20 protein-coding genes and 1 pseudogene are annotated in these 19,367 nt (G+C 52.6%); 14 read left to right on the forward strand and 7 right to left on the reverse strand.

The window, feature by feature from the left end; translation table 11 throughout:
- Positions 1-50: 50 nt before the first annotated feature.
- The 10 genes from HV350_RS13285 (at position 51) to gstA (ending at position 9,587) form a co-directional block, all read left to right on the forward strand.
- A complete protein-coding gene (locus HV350_RS13285; RefSeq protein WP_016153009.1) occupies positions 51-491 on the forward strand; it encodes a DUF2569 domain-containing protein in 441 nt (146 codons plus the stop codon).
- A 76-nt stretch (positions 492-567) separates the two neighbouring features.
- The gene (rsxA, locus tag HV350_RS13290) at positions 568-1,149 is read left to right on the forward strand and encodes an electron transport complex subunit RsxA (RefSeq protein WP_003029144.1); all 582 of its coding nucleotides are present in this window, start codon (positions 568-570) and stop codon (positions 1,147-1,149) included.
- Complete coding sequence (rsxB, locus tag HV350_RS13295; RefSeq protein ID WP_006684670.1) at positions 1,149-1,727, forward strand: electron transport complex subunit RsxB; 579 nt, start codon at positions 1,149-1,151, stop codon at positions 1,725-1,727. Before rsxA ends, rsxB begins: the two co-directional genes overlap by 1 nt.
- A complete protein-coding gene (rsxC, locus tag HV350_RS13300; protein WP_181628670.1) occupies positions 1,720-3,744 on the forward strand; it encodes an electron transport complex subunit RsxC in 2,025 nt (674 codons plus the stop codon). The genes rsxB and rsxC overlap by 8 nt, the downstream gene beginning before the upstream one ends.
- Entirely contained in the window at positions 3,745-4,797 is a 1,053-nt protein-coding gene (gene rsxD / locus HV350_RS13305) for an electron transport complex subunit RsxD (protein ID WP_016153007.1), read from the forward strand.
- Positions 4,798-4,806: 9 nt separating this feature from the next.
- Entirely contained in the window at positions 4,807-5,427 is a 621-nt protein-coding gene (gene rsxG / locus HV350_RS13310; RefSeq protein ID WP_181628672.1) for an electron transport complex subunit RsxG, read from the forward strand.
- A gap of 3 nt (positions 5,428-5,430) precedes the next feature.
- On the forward strand, positions 5,431-6,123 hold the full coding sequence (locus tag HV350_RS13315) for an electron transport complex subunit E (RefSeq protein ID WP_181628675.1): 693 nt from the start codon (positions 5,431-5,433) through the stop codon (positions 6,121-6,123).
- Positions 6,123-6,758 (forward strand): endonuclease III, encoded by a 636-nt coding sequence (nth, locus tag HV350_RS13320; protein WP_016153004.1) that lies wholly within the window; start codon positions 6,123-6,125, stop codon positions 6,756-6,758. The genes HV350_RS13315 and nth overlap by 1 nt, the downstream gene beginning before the upstream one ends.
- A gap of 613 nt (positions 6,759-7,371) precedes the next feature.
- On the forward strand, positions 7,372-8,877 hold the full coding sequence (gene dtpA, locus HV350_RS13325; RefSeq protein WP_016153003.1) for a dipeptide/tripeptide permease DtpA: 1,506 nt from the start codon (positions 7,372-7,374) through the stop codon (positions 8,875-8,877).
- 104 nt (positions 8,878-8,981) lie between these two features.
- Positions 8,982-9,587 carry a glutathione transferase GstA gene (gstA, locus tag HV350_RS13330; protein ID WP_016153002.1) on the forward strand — a complete coding sequence of 202 codons (606 nt, stop codon included), beginning with the start codon at positions 8,982-8,984 and terminating at the stop codon, positions 9,585-9,587.
- Positions 9,588-9,670: 83 nt separating this feature from the next.
- On the opposite strand, the gene pdxY is transcribed toward gstA, so the two are convergent.
- From pdxY to anmK, 5 genes are all read right to left on the reverse strand, one after another.
- Positions 9,671-10,531 carry a pyridoxal kinase PdxY gene (pdxY, locus tag HV350_RS13335; protein ID WP_019076734.1) on the reverse strand — a complete coding sequence of 287 codons (861 nt, stop codon included), beginning with the start codon at positions 10,529-10,531 and terminating at the stop codon, positions 9,671-9,673.
- A gap of 64 nt (positions 10,532-10,595) precedes the next feature.
- Positions 10,596-11,870 carry a tyrosine--tRNA ligase gene (gene tyrS / locus HV350_RS13340; protein ID WP_181628676.1) on the reverse strand — a complete coding sequence of 425 codons (1,275 nt, stop codon included), beginning with the start codon at positions 11,868-11,870 and terminating at the stop codon, positions 10,596-10,598.
- A 126-nt stretch (positions 11,871-11,996) separates the two neighbouring features.
- Positions 11,997-12,653 carry a pyridoxamine 5'-phosphate oxidase gene (pdxH, locus tag HV350_RS13345; protein WP_003029169.1) on the reverse strand — a complete coding sequence of 219 codons (657 nt, stop codon included), beginning with the start codon at positions 12,651-12,653 and terminating at the stop codon, positions 11,997-11,999.
- A gap of 58 nt (positions 12,654-12,711) precedes the next feature.
- Positions 12,712-13,041: a C-type lysozyme inhibitor gene (gene mliC, locus HV350_RS13350; protein ID WP_153647258.1), complete on the reverse strand. Its 330-nt coding sequence runs from the start codon at positions 13,039-13,041 to the stop codon at positions 12,712-12,714.
- Positions 13,042-13,128: 87 nt separating this feature from the next.
- Entirely contained in the window at positions 13,129-14,250 is a 1,122-nt protein-coding gene (gene anmK, locus HV350_RS13355; RefSeq protein ID WP_016152999.1) for an anhydro-N-acetylmuramic acid kinase, read from the reverse strand.
- 274 nt (positions 14,251-14,524) lie between these two features.
- Here anmK and slyB point away from each other — a divergent pair, with 274 nt between their 5' ends.
- On the forward strand, positions 14,525-14,992 hold the full coding sequence (slyB, locus tag HV350_RS13360; protein WP_046276343.1) for an outer membrane lipoprotein SlyB: 468 nt from the start codon (positions 14,525-14,527) through the stop codon (positions 14,990-14,992).
- 47 nt (positions 14,993-15,039) lie between these two features.
- On the opposite strand, the gene slyA is transcribed toward slyB, so the two are convergent.
- Entirely contained in the window at positions 15,040-15,480 is a 441-nt protein-coding gene (gene slyA, locus HV350_RS13365) for a transcriptional regulator SlyA (protein WP_019076732.1), read from the reverse strand.
- A gap of 192 nt (positions 15,481-15,672) precedes the next feature.
- Between slyA and HV350_RS13370 the strand changes: the two genes are divergently transcribed.
- The 3 genes and pseudogenes from HV350_RS13370 to HV350_RS13380 all read left to right on the forward strand — a co-directional run bounded on the left by HV350_RS13370 (position 15,673) and on the right by HV350_RS13380 (position 18,812).
- Positions 15,673-15,909 carry a DUF1656 domain-containing protein gene (locus tag HV350_RS13370; RefSeq protein ID WP_016152997.1) on the forward strand — a complete coding sequence of 79 codons (237 nt, stop codon included), beginning with the start codon at positions 15,673-15,675 and terminating at the stop codon, positions 15,907-15,909.
- A gap of 2 nt (positions 15,910-15,911) precedes the next feature.
- Positions 15,912-16,775, forward strand: coding sequence for an HlyD family secretion protein (locus tag HV350_RS13375; protein ID WP_016152996.1), 864 nt, complete (start codon positions 15,912-15,914; stop codon positions 16,773-16,775).
- Positions 16,772-18,812: pseudogene (locus HV350_RS13380) on the forward strand (FUSC family protein). Before HV350_RS13375 ends, HV350_RS13380 begins: the two are co-directional and overlap by 4 nt.
- On the opposite strand, the gene sodC reads toward HV350_RS13380, so the two are convergent.
- Positions 18,788-19,312 carry a superoxide dismutase [Cu-Zn] SodC gene (sodC, locus tag HV350_RS13385; RefSeq protein ID WP_016156429.1) on the reverse strand — a complete coding sequence of 175 codons (525 nt, stop codon included), beginning with the start codon at positions 19,310-19,312 and terminating at the stop codon, positions 18,788-18,790. The pseudogene HV350_RS13380 and the gene sodC sit on opposite strands and share 25 nt — an antisense overlap.
- Positions 19,313-19,367: the final 55 nt, after the last annotated feature.

Here is a 19,367-nt window from a genome sequence, read left to right on the forward strand (position 1 = left end):
GCCCCAAAATGAATGGCATGTTTGATTGCGCGCGTAAACCTGGAGAAGAGATGACTACCACACCGGCACAACGTATCGGGGGCTGGCTACTTGGGCCACTGGCCTGGCTGTTAGTCGCATTGTTGAGCGCTTCGCTGGCGTTATTACTTTATGTCACTGCGCTGGCTACACCGCAAACCTTCCAAACGCTGGGTGCGCAAAGTACGGCAAATTTGCTGTTATGGGGCGTCTCTTTTATTACCGCGATTGCCATGTGGTATTACACGCTGTGGCTGACGATTGCGTTTTTCAAACGCAGAGCCTGTGTGCCTAAGCATTATATTCTATGGCTGCTGATCTCCGTGTTACTGGCGATTAAAGCGTTTGCGTTTTCACCGGTTCCGGACGCCTTTGCCGTGCGCCAACTGCTGTTCCCATTGCTGGCTGCGGCACTGCTGGTGCCCTATTTCAAACGCTCGCAACGCGTTAAATCGACGTTTGTGAATCCGTAATAACCCTACAGTTAACCTGTTGTCGCCTGTTGTAGATTATCAGATAATAGGCGGCTTTTTTATTTCAGGCCGAAAAATGACTGATTACCTGCTGCTGTTTGTCGGAACTGTACTGGTCAATAACTTTGTACTGGTCAAGTTTCTGGGGCTCTGCCCGTTTATGGGCGTTTCCAAAAAACTGGAAACCGCAATGGGTATGGGCCTTGCCACGACGTTTGTCATGACACTGGCATCCATCTGCGCATGGCTGATTGACACCTGGATCCTCATTCCACTCAATCTCATCTATCTGCGCACGTTGGCTTTTATTCTGGTCATCGCCGTCGTCGTGCAATTTACCGAGATGGTTGTACGCAAAACCAGCCCTGCACTTTACCGCCTGTTGGGGATCTTCCTACCGCTGATCACCACTAACTGCGCGGTATTAGGCGTGGCGTTACTGAATATCAATCTCGGTCATAACTTTTTACAGTCGGCGCTATACGGTTTTTCCGCCGCCGTCGGCTTCTCGCTGGTGATGGTACTGTTCGCCGCCATCCGCGAACGCCTCGCCGTGGCGGACGTGCCTGCTCCGTTTCGCGGTAATGCGATTGCGCTGATTACCGCTGGTTTAATGTCATTGGCCTTTATGGGCTTTAGTGGTTTGGTGAAGTTGTAATGAATGCTATCTGGATTGCCGTTGCCGCAGTGAGTCTACTGGGTCTGGCGTTCGGCGCTATTTTGGGTTACGCCTCACGACGTTTTGCCGTCGAAGATGATCCTGTCGTGGAGAAAATTGATGAAATTCTCCCGCAAAGCCAGTGTGGACAATGCGGCTATCCGGGCTGTCATCCTTACGCTGAAGCGATCGGCTCTCAGGGCGAAAAAATCAACCGTTGCGCACCCGGAGGCGAAGCGGTGATGTTAAAAATTGCCGCCCTGCTGAACGTCGACCCGCAGCCGATTGATGGTGATGAACACGATGTTACCCCCGTGCGTATGCTGGCGGTCATTGATGAAAATAACTGTATCGGTTGTACAAAGTGCATTCAGGCCTGCCCGGTTGATGCGATCGTGGGCGCGACCCGCGCCATGCACACGGTGATGAGCGATCTCTGCACCGGGTGCAACCTGTGCGTTGATCCGTGCCCGACGCAATGTATCGAATTACGGCCGGTAGCCGAGACACCTGATAGCTGGAAATGGGATTTAAACACCATCCCTGTGCGCATCATTCCCGTGGAACAACATGTTTAAGTTATTCTCTGCATTCAGAAAAAACAAAATCTGGGACTTTGATGGCGGCATTCATCCACCAGAAATGAAGACCCAGTCGAACGGTACGCCACTGCGACAGGTTCCGCTGGCGCCACGCTTTGTTATTCCGCTGAAACAACATATTGGCGCGGAGGGTGAGCTGTGCGTAAACGTAGGCGACACCGTGCTGCGTGGTCAGGCGTTAACCCTTGGGCGTGGTAAAATGCTTCCGGTACATGCGCCAACGTCAGGCACCGTTGTTGCTATTGCGCCGCATTCTACTGCACATCCATCGGCATTAGCTGAGCTGAGCGTTATTATTGACGCCGATGGTGAAGATCGCTGGATTGAGCGAGACGGCTGGGCCGATTACCGTTCCCGCAGCCGGGAAGAGCTGATCGCACGTATTCACCAGTTCGGCGTCGCCGGACTGGGTGGCGCGGGTTTTCCCACCGGCGTTAAGCTGCAGGGCGGCGGAGATAAAATTGAAACGCTGATCATTAACGCTGCTGAATGCGAGCCGTACATTACGGCTGATGACCGCCTGATGCAGGACTGCGCGGCGCAGGTCGTCGAAGGTATCCGTATCCTGGCGCATATTCTTCAGCCACGCGAAATTCTACTGGGCATTGAAGATAACAAGCCACAGGCAATTTCCATGCTGCGCGCGGTGCTGGCTGATTCACACGATATCAGCTTACGCGTAATCCCCACCAAGTACCCGTCAGGCGGGGCCAAGCAGTTAACGCAAATCCTGACCGGCAAGCAGGTTCCCCACGGGGGACGCTCCTCAGATATCGGCGTGCTGATGCAAAACGTTGGAACCGCCTACGCGATTAAACGTGCGGTGATTGACGGAGAACCGATTACCGAGCGTGTCGTGACGCTGACCGGCGAAGCCGTCAGCCGTCCGGGCAACGTCTGGGCGCGTTTAGGCACGCCGGTTCGTCATCTGCTCAACGACGCGGGCTTCTGCCCTTCCGCCGACCAGATGGTGATTATGGGCGGGCCGCTGATGGGCTTTACGCTGCCGTGGCTGGATGTACCGGTGGTGAAGATAACCAACTGTCTTCTGGCGCCCTCTGCCAGTGAAATGGGAGAAACGCCGGAAGAGAAAGGCTGTATTCGCTGTAGCGCATGCGCCGATGCCTGTCCGGCCGATCTCCTGCCGCAACAGCTTTATTGGTTCAGTAAAGGGCAGCAGCACGACAAAGCAACGGCGCACAATATCGCGGACTGCATTGAATGCGGTGCCTGCGCCTGGGTATGCCCAAGCAATATTCCACTGGTGCAGTATTTCCGTCAGGAAAAAGCCGAGATTTATGCCATTAGTCAGGAAGAAAAACGTGCCGCTGAAGCGAAAGCGCGATTTGAAGCCCGACAGGCGCGACTCGAACGTGAAAAAGCAGCCCGTCTTGAACGTCACAAAAGCGCTGCCGTTCAGCCTGCGGCTAAAGATCATGATGCCATTGCCGCCGCGCTGGCTCGCGTAAAAGAAAAGCAGGCTCAGGCAATGCAGCCGGTAGTCATTCAGGCTGGCGAAAAACCTGACAATAGTGCCGTGATTGCCGCACGCGAGGCGCGTAAGGCGCAAGCTCGCGCAACCCGGATGGAAAACCCTCCCCAAACTGGAGGTAGCAGCACAGAGGTCGATCCGCGTAAAGCTGCCGTTGAAGCGGCTATCGCCCGCGCCAAAGCTCGCAAGCTCGAGCAGCAGGCGGTTACGGAAACAGCCGAATCGGTGGATCCGCGTAAAGCCGCCGTGGAAGCGGCTATCGCCCGCGCCAAAGCTCGCAAGCTCGAGCAGCAGACGGTTACGGAAACAGTCGAACCGGTGGATCCGCGTAAAGCCGCCGTGGAAGCGGCTATCGCCCGCGCCAAAGCTCGCAAGCTCGAGCAGCAGACGGTTACGGAAACAGTCGAACCGGTGGATCCGCGTAAAGCCGCCGTCGCGGCCGCTATTGCACGCGCTCAGGCAAAGAAAGCCGCCCAGCAGCAGGTTGTAAACGAGGAATAAATGGTATTCAGAATAGCAAGCTCCCCTTATACCCATAACCAGCGCCAGACATCGCGTATCATGATGCTGGTATTACTGGCTGCATTGCCGGGGATCGCCGCTCAGCTGTGGTTCTTTGGCTGGGGTACGTTGTTCCAGATAGTTCTGGCCGCCATCAGCGCTATCGCCGCCGAAGCGGTCGTGCTTAAACTGCGCAAACAACCCATTGTCGCGATTTTAAAAGACAACTCCGCGTTGCTCACCGGGTTACTGCTGGCCGTGAGTATTCCCCCGCTCGCCCCCTGGTGGATGGTAGTTTTAGGCACGGTATTCGCCGTTATCATTGCTAAACAGCTGTATGGTGGCCTCGGTCAGAACCCGTTTAACCCCGCCATGATTGGTTACGTGGTGCTGCTTATCTCATTCCCGGTACAGATGACAAGCTGGCTGCCGCCGCATGAAATTGCGGCGACTGTGCCTGGTTTTTTTGACGCCCTGAACGTTATCTTTAGCGGACATACCGCCAGTGGCGGGGATATGAACACGCTGCGTATGGGTATTGATGGTATCAGTCAGGCAACACCTCTCGATACCTTTAAGACTTCGCTGCATGCGGGACGTACTGTTGAGCAGGTGATGCAATACCCAATCTACAGCGGCATGCTTGCAGGTGCTGGCTGGCAGTGGGTTAACCTTGCCTGGCTGGTGGGCGGCGTCGTGTTGCTATGGCAGAAAGCGATTCGCTGGCATATCCCGGTTAGCTTCCTGCTGTCGCTCGCCGTTTGTGCCACTTTAGGCTGGATTTTCTCGCCAGATTCGCTGGCCTCGCCTCAGTTGCACCTACTTTCCGGCGCGACCATGCTGGGTGCATTCTTTATTCTTACCGATCCCGTTACAGCATCAACAACCAACCGTGGCCGCCTGATTTTTGGCGCACTTGCGGGCCTGTTAGTGTGGTTGATTCGCAGTTTTGGCGGTTATCCTGATGGCGTGGCTTTTGCCGTATTGCTGGCAAATATCACGGTTCCCCTGATTGATTATTACACCCGCCCTCGCGTGTACGGACATCGCTAAGGACTCCCTATGCTGAAAACGATTCGTAAACACGGTATTACTCTGGCGCTGTTTGCAGCGGGCTCGACGGGGTTAACCGCGGCAATCAATCAATTAACCAAGTCCACCATTGATGAACAGGCCGCGCTGCAGCAAAAAACGCTGTTCGATCAGGTTCTGCCAGGCGATCGCTACAATAATAACTTGTCCGAAAGTTGTTATCTGGTCGATGCGCAGGCGTTGGGTAAAGGCACTCACCGAGTGTATATTGCCCGCCAGGACGATCGTCCCGTTGCAGCAATTCTTGAAGCTACGGCGCCAGATGGTTATTCCGGGGCTATTCAACTGCTGGTTGGTGTCGATTTTTCGGGTACCGTGTTGGGTACGCGGGTGACCGAACATCATGAAACGCCAGGGCTGGGTGATAAAATCGAACTGCGACTGTCCGACTGGATCACCCACTTTAGCGGCAAAACGATCGCTGCGGGTAACGACGCTCACTGGGCGGTGAAAAAAGACGGCGGCGACTTTGACCAGTTTACTGGCGCAACCATTACGCCACGTGCGGTAGTTAATGCAGTAAAACGCGCCGGTTTGTATGCGCAGATGCTGCCCGTGCAACTTCCTCAACTTAGCGCCTGTGGAGAATAAACCATGAGCGAAATTAAAGACGTTATTGTCCAAGGGTTATGGAAAAATAACTCCGCGCTTGTGCAGTTACTCGGGATGTGTCCGCTGTTGGCCGTCACCTCGACCGCCACTAACGCGCTGGGCCTGGGACTCGCGACTACGCTCGTCCTGACGCTGACGAACCTGACGATTTCTGCCCTTCGTCGCTGGACACCGCCTGAAATACGTATTCCGATTTATGTCATGATCATCGCCTCCGTGGTGAGCGCGGTGCAAATGTTGATCAATGCCTACGCTTTTGGCCTGTATCAGTCTCTGGGCATTTTTATCCCGCTGATTGTGACCAACTGTATTGTTGTTGGCCGCGCTGAAGCCTTCGCAGCCAAAAAGGGCCCTGCGCTATCCGCACTCGATGGTTTTTCCATCGGCATGGGCGCAACTGGCGCCATGTTTGTTCTGGGCTCGCTACGTGAAATAATTGGTAACGGTACACTCTTTGATGGCGCAGAGGGTTTGTTGGGTAGCTGGGCCAAAGTATTGCGCGTTGAGATCTTTCATACCGATACGCCGTTTCTGCTGGCCATGCTGCCACCAGGCGCGTTTATTGGCCTGGGTCTGATGCTGGCAGTTAAGTATCTGATTGATGAGAAAATGAAGAAACATCGTGCCGAGGCGGCTGTCACGGACAGTCCGGCTGGTGAAACAGGGAATGTGTAATGAACAAAGCAAAACGGCTGGAAATACTGACGCGCCTGCGTGAGAACAATCCGCATCCGACAACCGAGCTAAATTTTACATCGCCGTTCGAACTGCTGATTTCAGTCTTGCTCTCCGCGCAGGCCACCGATGTCAGCGTCAATAAAGCGACGGCTAAGCTCTACCCCATCGCCAATACGCCAGCCGCGATGCTGGAGCTAGGCGTTGAAGGGGTTAAGTCCTACATCAAGACAATCGGTTTGTTTAACAGCAAAGCGGAGAACGTGATTAAAACCTGCCGCATTCTGCTGGAGCAACATAATGGTGAAGTGCCTGAAGACCGGGCCGCATTAGAAGCCCTGCCCGGGGTTGGGCGAAAGACGGCTAATGTGGTGTTAAATACCGCCTTTGGCTGGCCCACTATTGCCGTAGATACCCATATTTTTCGCGTTTGTAATCGTACCCAGTTCGCCCCGGGTAAAAACGTCGAGCAGGTTGAAGAGAAGCTGCTGAAAGTCGTACCCAGTGAATTTAAAGTCGATTGCCATCACTGGTTAATTCTTCATGGCCGCTATACCTGCATAGCCAGAAAGCCGCGCTGCGGTTCCTGTATTATCGAAGATCTTTGCGAATTCAAAGAGAAAGTCGATATCTGATGCTGCCGGGGCATACTGCTTGCCCCTCGCAAACATAACGATTAGTTATGCACTCCCCTGACTTTATTTTCCCGACAATGATGCCGTTCAACCGCGCATATCTAATGCAATATTCTTGTTAATTAACACCTGAGCAGGTTAATCGTTTTTTTAGTAAAAGAAATTTCTATCTATACGTGATCCAGATCATCCAGATAACACAATGTTAAAAAATATTTATTTTTTAGTTAAAGTGACAATCAGATGACCTAACTGAACAGTTTCTAAACAAAACATTACACTGGCTATTTTTCAGATAATGGCCTATATCACTGGATTCAAGCGCAAATAGCAGAACATATCGCCACATTGCGGTTTTTACCCTGATTAAACAGTGTAAAAATCTGCCATTTTTCAAATGAAGAAATTTAACGCTAGATAACATTTCACAGTCCGGACGATTTCACCAGTCATGATATATGTAACAGATTATTACAAACCACTTGTCTGAATGGTCAAGATAGTGAACATTACTTGCCGTTTCCCCTCCCACTATAACAATCGGACGGATGAACTTGACTCATCACGTGCCTGAACACCCCCGTTGATATGGGATGTAAAAAAAGAGGTAAAAGTGTCTACTGCAAACAATAAACCAACAGAAAGCGTGAGTTTAAACGCCTTCAAACAACCAAAAGCGTTCTATCTCATTTTCTCTATTGAGCTGTGGGAGCGTTTTGGTTATTACGGCCTGCAAGGAATTATGGCCGTCTACCTGGTTAAACAACTGGGTATGTCAGAAGCGGATTCCATCACCCTTTTCTCGTCCTTTAGCGCCCTGGTGTACGGTCTGGTTGCCATTGGCGGCTGGTTAGGTGATAAAGTTCTGGGTACAAAACGTGTCATTATGCTGGGTGCCGTTGTCCTGGCCATCGGTTATGCGTTGGTAGCATGGTCTGGTCACGATGCGGGTATCGTTTATATGGGCATGGCGGCCATCGCGGTCGGTAACGGCCTGTTTAAAGCAAACCCATCATCCCTGCTCTCTACCTGCTATGCCAAAGATGACCCGCGTCTTGATGGTGCATTTACCATGTACTACATGTCCGTCAACATCGGTTCATTCTTCTCTATGCTGGCAACACCGTGGTTGGCTGCGCATTACGGCTGGAGCACCGCGTTCGCTCTGAGCGTCGTGGGTATGCTGATTACCGTTGTTAACTTCGCATTCTGTCAGCGCTGGGTTAAACAGTACGGTTCTAAACCTGACTTTGAGCCGATCAACTTCCGTAACCTGTTGCTGACTATTGTTGGCGTCGTGGTGCTGATCGCGATTGCAACCTGGTTGCTGCACAACCAGCAGATCGCACGTATGGTTCTGGGCGTCATTGCTCTGGGTATCGTGTTTATCTTCGGTAAAGAAGCATTCACCATGCACGGTGCTGCGCGTCGTAAAATGATCGTCGCCTTCATTCTAATGCTGGAAGCGATTATCTTCTTCGTGCTGTACAGCCAGATGCCGACCTCACTGAACTTCTTCGCGATTCGTAACGTTGAGCACTCTATTCTTGGCATTGCTTTCGAACCTGAGCAGTACCAGGCACTGAACCCGTTCTGGATCATCATTGGTAGCCCAATCCTTGCCGCTATCTATAACAAGATGGGCGATACCCTGCCGATGCCAACCAAGTTTGCGATTGGTATGGTGCTGTGTTCCGGTGCATTCCTGATCCTGCCGCTGGGTGCTAAATTCGCTACCGATGCGGGCATCGTTTCCGTTAACTGGCTGATCATCTGCTACGGTCTGCAAAGTATCGGTGAACTGATGATCTCCGGTCTGGGTCTGGCAATGGTGGCTCAGCTGGTTCCGCAACGCCTGATGGGCTTCATCATGGGTAGCTGGTTCCTGACCACTGCCGGTGCAAACATCATCGGTGGTTACGTAGCCAACATGATGGCTGTACCAGAGAACGTCACTGACCCGCTGATGTCCCTTGAAGTCTACGGTCGTGTGTTCCTGCAGATTGGTGTTGCTACGGCTGTTATCGCTGTTCTGATGCTGCTGACGGCGCCGAAGCTGAATCGTATGACTCAGGACGATGACGTCAATGAGAAAGCCTCTAAGGCCGCGACAGCGTAATTCTCAGGGAAACTCTTTTTCAGGCCGCTAACTGGTGTTAGCGGCTTTTTTTTTGCCTGAGCTAGCACTACCATACGATATACCTCAGCCAAAAGGAGTTACCGATGAAACTGTTCTACAAACCGGGCGCTTGTTCTCTTGCTTCCCACATCACACTTCGTGAGAGCGGTAAAGATTTCACGCTGGATGGTGTTGATCTGATGAAGAAGCGTCTGGAAAACGGCGATGATTTTTTCGCGGTAAACCCAAAAGGGCAAGTTCCCGCGCTGCTGCTGGATGACGGTACGCTACTGACCGAAGGCGTCGCCATCATGCAATACCTGGCGGACACCGTTCCAGACCGTCAACTCCTTGCCCCAACCAGCAGCCTCTCCCGTTACAAAACCATTGAATGGCTTAACTACATTGCGACAGAACTGCATAAAGGCTTTACCCCACTGTTCCGTCCCGATACGCCGGAAGACTTCAAGCCAACCGTTCGCGCGCTGCTGGAGAAAAAAATGCAGTATGTGAACGACGCGCTGCAAGATAACCAATGGATCTGCGGTTCGCGCTTCAGCATTGCGGACGCCTATCTGTTCACCGTGCTGCGTTGGGCCTATGCGGTTAAGCTGAATATGGCAGGATTAAGCAATATCGATGCGTATATGGCGCGTATGGCTGAACGTCCGGCGGTTGCTGCGGCGTTGAAAGCAGAAGGGTTAAATTAATTGTTGTTGCCGGGTAGCGCTTGCGCTTACCCGGCCTTCAGCCAAACGCAGGCCCGATAAGCGTGAGCGCCATCGGGCATTGCTTACAGCTGCGTCGCGCTGAAGTAGTGTTCAGGCTTCGCGATACAATCCTGCGCAGCCACGACCTGCAGCTCATACTCGTGCATTTTTTTGGTGGCAATCATCACTTCGTACACCGCCGCCGTCACGTGCTCCAGCGCCTGCTGTAAAGACGCGCCCTGCAGCAGTTTAACCAACAACAAGCCGCTGGTGACATCACCCACGCCAACCGGTTGACGAGCGCCAAAATCGACTAACGGTCGGCTGATATGCCACGCCTGTTCAGCAGTAACTAACAGCATCTCGAAACGATCTGCGCTAATACCCGCGCGAGCCAGGTGCTTCACCAGCACAATTTCTGGTCCCTGAGCGATGAGCTCACGCGCTGCCGCCACGGCCTCATTGACATTATTCACCGCATGCTCGCACAGAATTTCGAGCTCAACTAAATTCGGGGCGATAATATCGCTGGCCGGAAGCGCATGGCGTACATGAAACTCCGCTACGCCCGGCGCGACGATACACCCTTTTTCCGGATGGCCCATCACCGGGTCACAAAAATATTTCGCCTGCGGATTGGCCGCCTTTACTTTGCGTACAATACCCAGAATATGCTCGCCCTGTTCAGCCGAGCCAAGATAGCCGCTCAGTACTGCGTCACAAGTCTGGAGTTTATCGATATCGGCAATGCCCTGGACAATGTCAGTCAGATGACTCGGCGGCATAACGCAACCGGTCCATTTGCCGTACTGTGTGTGGTTAGAAAACTGAACGGTATTCAGCGGCCAGACATTTGCGCCAAGACGACGCATTGGGAATTCTGCTGCGCTGTTGCCCGCATGACCAAAAACAACGTGGGACTGGATGGCGAGGATATTCTTCATTTTACTTACCACAACCCTGAAAAAATAAAGGGGCGTAGTTTCCCACGCCCCTGCTAACTAAATCTTACTTCCAGCAAATCAGACAATAGTTCTTCTTACCACGGCGCAGTAAGGTGTAGCGCCCGAAGAGGATATCACTCTCCTGGAAGAAATATTCCGGATCGGATTGCTTCTCACCGTTGATGGTCACCGCATTAGACGCGATAGTCTTACGTGCCTGGCCGCGAGAAGGTTGCAGCTCGGAGTCCACCAGCGCCTGCATCAGATCGGCACCTTTGTCCATCTCGATCATCGGCACGCCATCCTGCGCCAGCTGTTCGAAATCCGCTTCGCTCAATTCGCTCAGATTACCGTTGAACAAGCTTTCGGTAATACGTTTTGCCGCTACCAGACCTTCTTCGCCGTGAACCAGACGCGTTACTTGCTCAGCCAGAACATACTGGGCGCGCGGCGCTTTACCGCTATTTTTATCTTCTTCTTCCAGCGCATTGATCTCTTCAATGTCCATGAAGGTGAAGAATTTCAGGAAGCGATAAACATCCGCATCGGCGGTATTGATCCAGAACTGGTAGAATTTGTACGGACTGGTTTTCTTCGGATCCAGCCACACAGCGCCGCCTTCCGTTTTACCGAATTTCGTGCCGTCAGCTTTAGTGATCAACGGAACGGTCAGACCAAACACCTGGTTCTGGTGCAGGCGACGGGTCAAATCGATACCCGAAGTAATGTTGCCCCACTGGTCAGAACCGCCAATCTGCAGCGCAACACCGTGCAGTTTGTTCAGGCAGGCAAAGTCATAACCCTGCAGCAGGTTGTAAGAAAACTCGGTAAAAGAGATCCCCTGATCGTCACGGTTCAGACGCTGCTTCACCGCTTCTTTGTTGATCATCTGGTTAACGGAGAAGTGTTTGCCGATATCACGCAGGAAAGTCAGTACATTCATACTGCCAAACCAGTCATAGTTGTTCGCAGCAATCGCCGAGTTGTCGCCACAGTCGAAATCGAGGAACGGCGCAACCTGTTTGCGGATTTTATCCACCCACTCCTGCACGGTGTCTTCGGTATTCAGTTTACGCTCGGCGGCTTTAAAGCTCGGGTCACCAATCAGACCGGTTGCGCCGCCCACCAGTGCGACAGGTTTATGGCCTGCCTGCTGGAAGCGTTTCAGGCATAACAATGGAACCAGATGCCCCAAATGCAAGCTGTCAGCGGTAGGATCGAAGCCGCAATAGAGCGCGATCGGGCCTTGCGCCAGTCGCTCTGCTAACGCTTCCTCGTCCGTCACCTGGGCCACCAGCCCCCGCTCTTGCAATTGTTTAATCAAGTTACTGCTTGCCATCAAAATCTCCATGTATAAAACGACTGCACCTTAGCCGGTACACGACTTTTCGCCTGATGCGAAAGAAACATAGAATAAAGCGCCGGATTGTTCAGCACCAGCGCTTAAAACAAGAATTTTGCATCTTTAGGGGGCCAGGCGATCAATTTTCCACGCGTTATCTTCGCGTTGGTATAAAAAACGATCGTGCAGACGGTTTTCGCCACCCTGCCAGAACTCCATCTGCTCAATACTTACGCGAAAGCCTCCCCAGAAACTGGGCAGTGGAACTTCTCCTTGCTGAAACTTCTGCTTCAGTTCGAGGAATTTGCTTTCCAGAATACCGCGCGCGGAGATCCGACTGGATTGCTTAGAGACCCAGGCACCAATCTGGCTATCACGTGGGCGACTGTGGAAGTATTTCACCACTTCCAGCGTGGATAGGCGCTCAGCCTTGCCGATCACCATCACCTGCCGTTCCAGCGTATGCCAGGGAAACAGGAGGCTGATGCGTGGGTTTTTCTCAATCTGATGTGCCTTACGGCTACCGAGGTTGGTATAGAACACCAGCCCTTTGTCATCATAATGTTTGAGCAACACGATACGCTGATAAGGCTGACCGTTTTCATCGACGGTAGCAACGACCATCGCTGTGGGATCGGCCAGTTTGGCGTCACAGGCTTGCCCCAGCCAGCGCTCGAACAGCGCAAGGGGCTCGGCGGGAAGATCGCGGCGGCGGAGACCGCCTTTCGTGTATTCACGGCGCAAATGCGCGATTTGCTGCAATTCGTCGTTATCAGACATGATGTTGGCTACGGATTGTCAGTGGGTGACGCTATTGTGCGCCGCCCAGGTGAAAATCTCAACGCTTCGGGTTCTGTAACTGACAGTTATTTAGCACAATTCTGTCTCGTTTATAGACCGTTGCCTCATCGCCTTTAGACCAGAAGACGTAAATACCATCGGTATAGCGAGCACCTGATGCCGACACGCCCTGTTTGAGGTTCAATAGCTGATTATCATAAACAAAACTCGCCATCTGACGGGTATTGTTCAGCTTCACGGTAAGCGGTTTTTCGTCACAGCGGTATTCAAGCGTATCCGTTTGCATACGCTCGACAAATTGGTCGTACACGCTGCACCCGCTAAGCAGTACCGGCAGACACACTAACAACAGTTTTTTCATAGCCATATCCTGAAGACTTTCCTGGTCCTGGAGGGTAATGGCACCCTCCCTAATATCCCTAGTTTATCGATATATGGCGCTGAATAATTTCAGTTAACTCTGAGTTCGTGGGTTAGCAGGGTAAATCGCCCCTAAAACGCTCGGTTCTGATGCGCCGGTCACAGAAGGCAGATTTCCCGGTAATCCCGCCAGCGTTCGCCACGCCAGCCAGGCAAAAGCCAGGGCCTCCATATCATCGCCACTGATCCCAGCCTCATCGGTTGAAGTGACCTCTGTCCCTGGCAATAATGCCGCCAGACGCATCATCAGCAGCGGATTACGGCTGCCGCCGCCGCATACCATTAGCCGTTCACAGCCTCCGCTTAGCAAGACCTGCTCGGAAATGGTCACGGCCGTCAGTTCGGCAAGCGTCGCCTGCACATCCCGCGGGCTTATTCCCGGGAACTGCGCCATATGACGTTCTATCCAGCCATAATTGAAATACTCGCGGCCAGTGCTTTTCGGCGCAGGCGCAGAAAAATAAGGATCGTTAAGCATATTTTGCAGTAAAGGCAGGATCACCGTTCCCGATGTGGCCCACTGCGCATCTTTGTCGTAGGGTTGGCCGCATTGCCGCCAGATCCAGGCATCCATCAGCATATTGCCCGGCCCGGTGTCGTAACCGCGAACGGGTTGCTGTGGGATAAGCAGAGACAGATTGGCAATTCCGCCGATGTTTAGCACCATCCGCCGCTCCGTTGGATGAGCCAACAGCGCCTGATGAAAAGCGGGAACCAACGGCGCGCCCTGCCCGCCGAGAGCGATATCGCGGCGACGAAAATCGCCGATCACCGTTATCCCGGTACGCGCGACGATTTGATTGTTGTCGCCAATTTGCAGCGTGTGCGGCGCAATTCCCGTCGGTTCATGCCACACGGTTTGCCCATGACAGCCAATCGCAACGATCTCCTGCGGTTTCAATTTTTCCTGTGCCAACAGTGCATTCACCGCCTCGGCAAACAGATAACCGAGCTGTGCGTCGAGTTGGCCAAACTGCGATAGCGTAAGCTGCTGCCCCTGGCAGATATCCAGGATCGCCTGCTTTATATGGAGAGGGATAGGCCAGGTCAGACTCGCCTGTTGCGCAACCATCGTTTCATCTATTGTCGCCAGCACAACATCGACGCCATCAAGGCTGGTTCCAGACATTACACCGATAAAACGGCCCGATTTCATATGTCATCCTTTTAAGCAAATTAGCCTTGACACTCAACCATAAAGTGCCGACTAATGCCATGCTTCCTTAATGATTTTTGAGGGCTAATCATTACAATGGACGCTTTATTACATCAATTATATGAATGATTCGTTTATACTCGGTATATCCGATTTCGGTTAAGATTTTCATATTGTTCCAGTAGAACATGTGACCTTAGGCTCACAAGTGCCATATAATTTAGCCATGAAGGGTGCTTTATTAGCGTTTCGTGGTGTTAAAGGAGATTTGTAAATGATTAAACGTGTGCTGATTGTTGCATTAATGGGTGTGTCTTTGGCGGGCTGCGTTAACAATGATAGCCTTTCAGGCGACGTATACACCGCATCCGAAGCGAAACAAGTTCAGAACGTTACCTACGGTACAATTGTTCATGTTCGTCCGGTGCAAATCCAGGGTGGCGATGACGCAAACGTGATTGGCGCCATTGGTGGTGCGGTACTCGGCGGGTTCCTGGGTAACACCGTCGGCGGCGGTACGGGTCGTTCATTAGCCACGGCGGCTGGCGCAGTTGCCGGTGGCGTAGCGGGTCAAGGCGTACAAGGTGCGATGAATAAAACCCAGGGTGTAGAACTGGAAATCCGTAAGGACGACGGTAATACCATCATGGTGGTTCAGAAACAGGGTGCGACCAAGTTCTCAGCTGGCCAGCGCGTTGTTATGGCTAACAACGGCAGCCAGGTTACCGTGTCTCCACGCTAATCGAATTCACGTGTGGTCAGGCTCTGGCCACACGTCATCTTATCGTTTCAGCCCTGTGACTGCAGTTCAATAATATTGTGTTCCAGTCTGGCGACCAGTTTAATCAGCAGATCAATTTCCTCAGCTGAAATCCCTTCCAAAATTTCTCCACGCGTCTTGTTGATAACCGCTTCCATATCTGCAATCAGCGGCTCTGCTTTTTCTGTCAGTTTAATTCTCTTAGCCCGACGATCGCTGGCGCAAGTCTGTCGTGAAATGAGTCCCTTTTCTTCCAGCTGGTCAAGCGTGCGTACCAACGAAGGCTGCTCGATGCCAATCGCTTTAGCCAACTGAATCTGCGATTGATCAGGCGGCAATTGATGAATGTTGTGCAGCGTAACCCAATGCGTCTGCGTCAACTCCAGAGGTTTCAGGCGATGGTCAATCAGAGCACGCCAAATGCGCACCAACCGTGCCAGATCAGAACCTAATGGCGATTCCAATTTCATCTCCTTATAATTAGCTTGCTAAGTTATTATGCTGATTTTAGAATAGTGTGCAGCATTTGTATTCCCAAAACAAATGTATTGCCAAATTTGCTTACCGGCTGACATTTTTTCAGACATTATGCGTTACAGAGACTCATTGTCTCTTTTTTGCTAAACCTATAGCAATGCTCTCTTCCGCCAAGGATTTTGCCCGTGAAGTTTATGTTTAATGCAACAGGATTGCCCCTACAAGATTTAATGATCGGAGCATCTGTCTACTTCCCTCCTGTTTTCAAGGCGTTTGTAGCAGGATTTATTCTCTGGCTGATTGTTCATCGCCTGCTACGCGACTGGATTTACTCCGGCGAAATCTGGCATCCCCTGTTAATGGATCTGTCACTCTTTACGCTTTGCGTATGTCTGGCCTTTGTAATGCTGATTGTGTGGTGATTATGTCGCTTAAAACCATTAAATACTTCTCCACCATTATAGTCGCTGCCATCGCAGTTTTCGCCGGATGGTGGATGTGGAATTACTATATGCAATCGCCCTGGACACGTGATGGCAAAGTGCGTGCTGAGCAGGTCAGCATCACGCCGCAGGTCTCAGGCAGCATTAGCGAACTCAATATAAAAGATAACCAGTTTGTGAACAAAGGCGATGTCCTTTTTATCATCGACAAGACGCCGTTTCACATTGCTGAACTGAATGCGCAAGCGCAGCTGGCGAAGGCACAGTCCGATCTGGCGAAAGCCAATAACGAAGCCAACCGCCGCCGTCATTTATCGCAAAATTATATCTCAGCCGAAGATCTGGATACAGCTAACCTCAACGTGAAAGCCATGCAGGCCAGCGTTGAAGCAGCCGAGGCCAGTCTGCGCCAGGCGCAGTGGCAACTGACGCAGACGGTGGTCAAAGCGCCCGTAGCGGGCTGGGTCACCAACCTTTCAACTCGTACTGGAGACTACGCCTCAACCGGTAAGCCCCTGTTTGCCCTTGTCGACAGCCACTCTTTCTATGTGATGGGGTATTTTGAAGAAACCAAATTGCGCCACATTCGTGAAGGTGCACCTGCGGTTATCACGCTCTACAGCGGCAACATAAAGTTACAGGGTCACGTATCCAGTATTGGTCGCGCCATCTACGACCAAAGTGTGGAAAGCGATTCCGGCCTGATTCCCGACATCAAACCCAATGTGCCGTGGGTGCGTCTGGCCCAACGCGTTCCGGTCCGCATCGAATTCGACGCTCTGCCGCAGGATGTCACCCTGGTTTCTGGTACGACCTGCAGCGTGTCTATCGGCCAGCGTAAATGAAACTGTCCCACCTGATGCCAGGCCATTGGCCGTGGTTTAAAGCCACGGTAGCGCAGTGGCGTTATGCGTTGCGAAATACCATTGCGATGTGTCTGGCGTTAACGTTCGCCTATTACCTGAATCTGGATGAGCCCTACTGGGCGATGACCTCGGCGGCAGTGGTCAGCTTTCCCACCGTCGGCGGGGTTATAAGCAAAAGTCTGGGTCGTGTTGCGGGTAGCTTGCTGGGTGCCACCGCCGCGTTGATTATTGCCGGTCATACCCTCAATGAGCCGTGGTTGTTTTTGCTGAGCATGTCAGTGTGGATCGGTTTTTGTACCTGGGCCTGCGCTCACTTCACCAATAACGTCGCCTACGCCTTTCAACTGGCCGGTTATACGGCGGCGATCATTGCTTTTCCCATGGTCAATACCATAGAGATTACGCAGTTGTGGGATATCGCTCAGGCCCGCGTATGCGAGGTCATCGTCGGTATCCTGTGCGGCGGCATGATGATGATGATCCTCCCCAGCACCTCCGATGGGACCACATTGCTTACCGCGCTGAAAAACATGCATTCGCGTTTACTGGAGCATGCCAGCTTACTCTGGCAACCGGAGACAACGGATGCGATTCGCACAGCCCATGAAGGTGTTATCGGTCAGATTCTGACCATGAACCTGCTGCGTATTCAGGCGTTCTGGAGTCACTACCGTTTTCGCCGTCAAAATGCGTTGCTCAATTCGCTGTTGCATCAGCAGTTACGTATGACCAGCGTGATCTCCAGTCTGCGCAGGATGCTCCTGAACTGGCCCACTCCCCCGGCTAATACCCGGGAAATCATCGAACAACTGCTCAGCGAGCTGGTCAAATCCAATACCGACACCTACACCGTCGCGCGTATTATTGCCCCCCTGCGTCCCCTCGATGCGCGCGACTATCGGCACGTCGCCTTCTGGCAACGACTGCGTTATTTTTGTCGGCTGTACTTACGCAGCAGTCATTATCTGCATTTACTGGAAAATGGCGTTACCGCCGAGCGTATTACTATCGCCCGCACGCCAGGACTTGCCCGTCATACCGATAATGCGGAAGCCCTCTGGAGCGGATTGCGTACGTTCTGTACCCTGATGCTTATCGGCGCATGGAGCATTGGCGCGCAATGGGAATCAGGCTCTGGCGCACTAACGCTCGCGGCCATCAGCAGCGTGCTGTATTCTGCCGTAGCCACGCCGTTCAAGTCACTTTCTTTGCTGATGCGCACGCTGGTTCTGCTGTCGCTGTTTAGCTTTGTGGTTAAGTTTGGCCTGATGGTGCAAATCTCTGACCTCTGGCAATTCATTCTGTTTCTCTTCCCGCTGCTCGCTACCATGCAACTCCTGAAGCTGCAAATGCCCGCGCTGGCGGGTCTTTGGGGGCAGCTAATCGTGTTTATGGGATCGTTTATCGCGGTGACTAATCCACCGGTTTATGATTTTGCTGATTTCCTGAATGACAATATGGCGAAAATCACCGGCGTGGCGCTATCGTGGCTGGCATTCGCCATTCTGCGGCCCGGATCGGATGCGCGGAAAGGTCGCCGCCATATTCGCGCCCTGCGCCGGGATTTTGTCGATCAGCTCAGCCGACATCCCTCGCTCAGTGAAAACGAATTTGAGTCGCTGACCTATCATCACGTCAGCCAGCTCAGCAACAGTCAGGATGCACTGGCGCGACGCTGGCTATTGCGTTGGGGGGTTGTCTTGCTGAACTGCTCGCACGTGGTGTGGCAACTGCGCACCTGGGAGGTGCGTTCAGATCCTCTGGCTCGTGTCAGAGACGTGTGTATTTCGTTGCTTCGCGACGTAATGAGTGAGCGCGGCGTTCAGCAACGACCGCTGAATGCCACGCTGAGTGAGCTACAGCGTATTTGCGACACGCTCGCCCACCATCATCAACCTGCGGCGCAAGAACTGTCGGCGCTTATCTGGCGACTACACTGCTCGCTTTCTCAGCTCGAACAGGCGCCTCCGCCGGGTACGCTAGGCAATTGATTATTTGATAACGCCACAGGCGTAGCGCGCTCCACCACCGCCAAGCGGTTTTGGTTGATCGGACATATTATCGCCACCGACATGGATCATCAGCGCTTTGCCTTTAACCTCATCGAGCGTTTTCAGCCGCGGCGCAATGACCGGTGTTGTGGCGTTACCGTCGTTATTCACCACCAGCAGCGGCAGGTCGCCCATGTGGCCTGCGCCTTCCGGACCTTCGTGCTTGCCGGTTTGGTGCGGATCATAATGGCCTCCAGCCGATTCCGCGGCTGAGGCTTTTCCTTCTTTAATCGCCGGTTGGCAACTGCCATTCGCATGCACATGGAAGCCATGTTCACCCGGCGGCAGCGCTTTCAGATCGGGCGTAAACTCCAGCCCTTTCCCGGTTTCAGCAATAGTGACCGTACCAATCGCCTGGCCGACGCCTTGCGACGTTACCAGATTCATTGTCACTTTTTCTTCACTGGCAGCCTGCGCACCTGCACAGGCAAGTAGAGTAATAATGGCCAAACTCAAACGCTTCATAAGACCTCCGTCCAAAAGGTGTCTGATTGATAAGTGTAAACCAGTGACACAAATT

The sequence above is a fragment of the Citrobacter sp. RHBSTW-01013 genome (assembly GCF_013781985.1).
In the GTDB taxonomy this organism is placed as follows: Bacteria; Pseudomonadota; Gammaproteobacteria; order Enterobacterales; family Enterobacteriaceae; genus Citrobacter; species Citrobacter braakii.

What these genes read in the sequence shown, in the direction of transcription:
- pdxH (WP_003029169.1), bottom strand. Translation starts at nt 12,653, where the DNA reads ATGTCTGATAACGACGAATTGCAGCAAATCGCGCATTTGCGCCGTGAA.
- rsxA (WP_003029144.1), top strand. Translation starts at nt 568, where the DNA reads ATGACTGATTACCTGCTGCTGTTTGTCGGAACTGTACTGGTCAATAAC.
- gstA (WP_016153002.1), top strand. Translation starts at nt 8,982, where the DNA reads ATGAAACTGTTCTACAAACCGGGCGCTTGTTCTCTTGCTTCCCACATC.
- anmK (WP_016152999.1), bottom strand. Translation starts at nt 14,250, where the DNA reads ATGAAATCGGGCCGTTTTATCGGTGTAATGTCTGGAACCAGCCTTGAT.
- nth (WP_016153004.1), top strand. Translation starts at nt 6,123, where the DNA reads ATGAACAAAGCAAAACGGCTGGAAATACTGACGCGCCTGCGTGAGAAC.
- rsxB (WP_006684670.1), top strand. Translation starts at nt 1,149, where the DNA reads ATGAATGCTATCTGGATTGCCGTTGCCGCAGTGAGTCTACTGGGTCTG.
- tyrS (WP_181628676.1), bottom strand. Translation starts at nt 11,870, where the DNA reads ATGGCAAGCAGTAACTTGATTAAACAATTGCAAGAGCGGGGGCTGGTG.
- pdxY (WP_019076734.1), bottom strand. Translation starts at nt 10,531, where the DNA reads ATGAAGAATATCCTCGCCATCCAGTCCCACGTTGTTTTTGGTCATGCG.
- rsxD (WP_016153007.1), top strand. Translation starts at nt 3,745, where the DNA reads ATGGTATTCAGAATAGCAAGCTCCCCTTATACCCATAACCAGCGCCAG.
- HV350_RS13285 (WP_016153009.1), top strand. Translation starts at nt 51, where the DNA reads ATGACTACCACACCGGCACAACGTATCGGGGGCTGGCTACTTGGGCCA.
- sodC (WP_016156429.1), bottom strand. Translation starts at nt 19,312, where the DNA reads ATGAAGCGTTTGAGTTTGGCCATTATTACTCTACTTGCCTGTGCAGGT.
- HV350_RS13315 (WP_181628675.1), top strand. Translation starts at nt 5,431, where the DNA reads ATGAGCGAAATTAAAGACGTTATTGTCCAAGGGTTATGGAAAAATAAC.
- slyB (WP_046276343.1), top strand. Translation starts at nt 14,525, where the DNA reads ATGATTAAACGTGTGCTGATTGTTGCATTAATGGGTGTGTCTTTGGCG.
- mliC (WP_153647258.1), bottom strand. Translation starts at nt 13,041, where the DNA reads ATGGCTATGAAAAAACTGTTGTTAGTGTGTCTGCCGGTACTGCTTAGC.
- rsxG (WP_181628672.1), top strand. Translation starts at nt 4,807, where the DNA reads ATGCTGAAAACGATTCGTAAACACGGTATTACTCTGGCGCTGTTTGCA.
- HV350_RS13375 (WP_016152996.1), top strand. Translation starts at nt 15,912, where the DNA reads ATGTCGCTTAAAACCATTAAATACTTCTCCACCATTATAGTCGCTGCC.
- slyA (WP_019076732.1), bottom strand. Translation starts at nt 15,480, where the DNA reads ATGAAATTGGAATCGCCATTAGGTTCTGATCTGGCACGGTTGGTGCGC.
- rsxC (WP_181628670.1), top strand. Translation starts at nt 1,720, where the DNA reads ATGTTTAAGTTATTCTCTGCATTCAGAAAAAACAAAATCTGGGACTTT.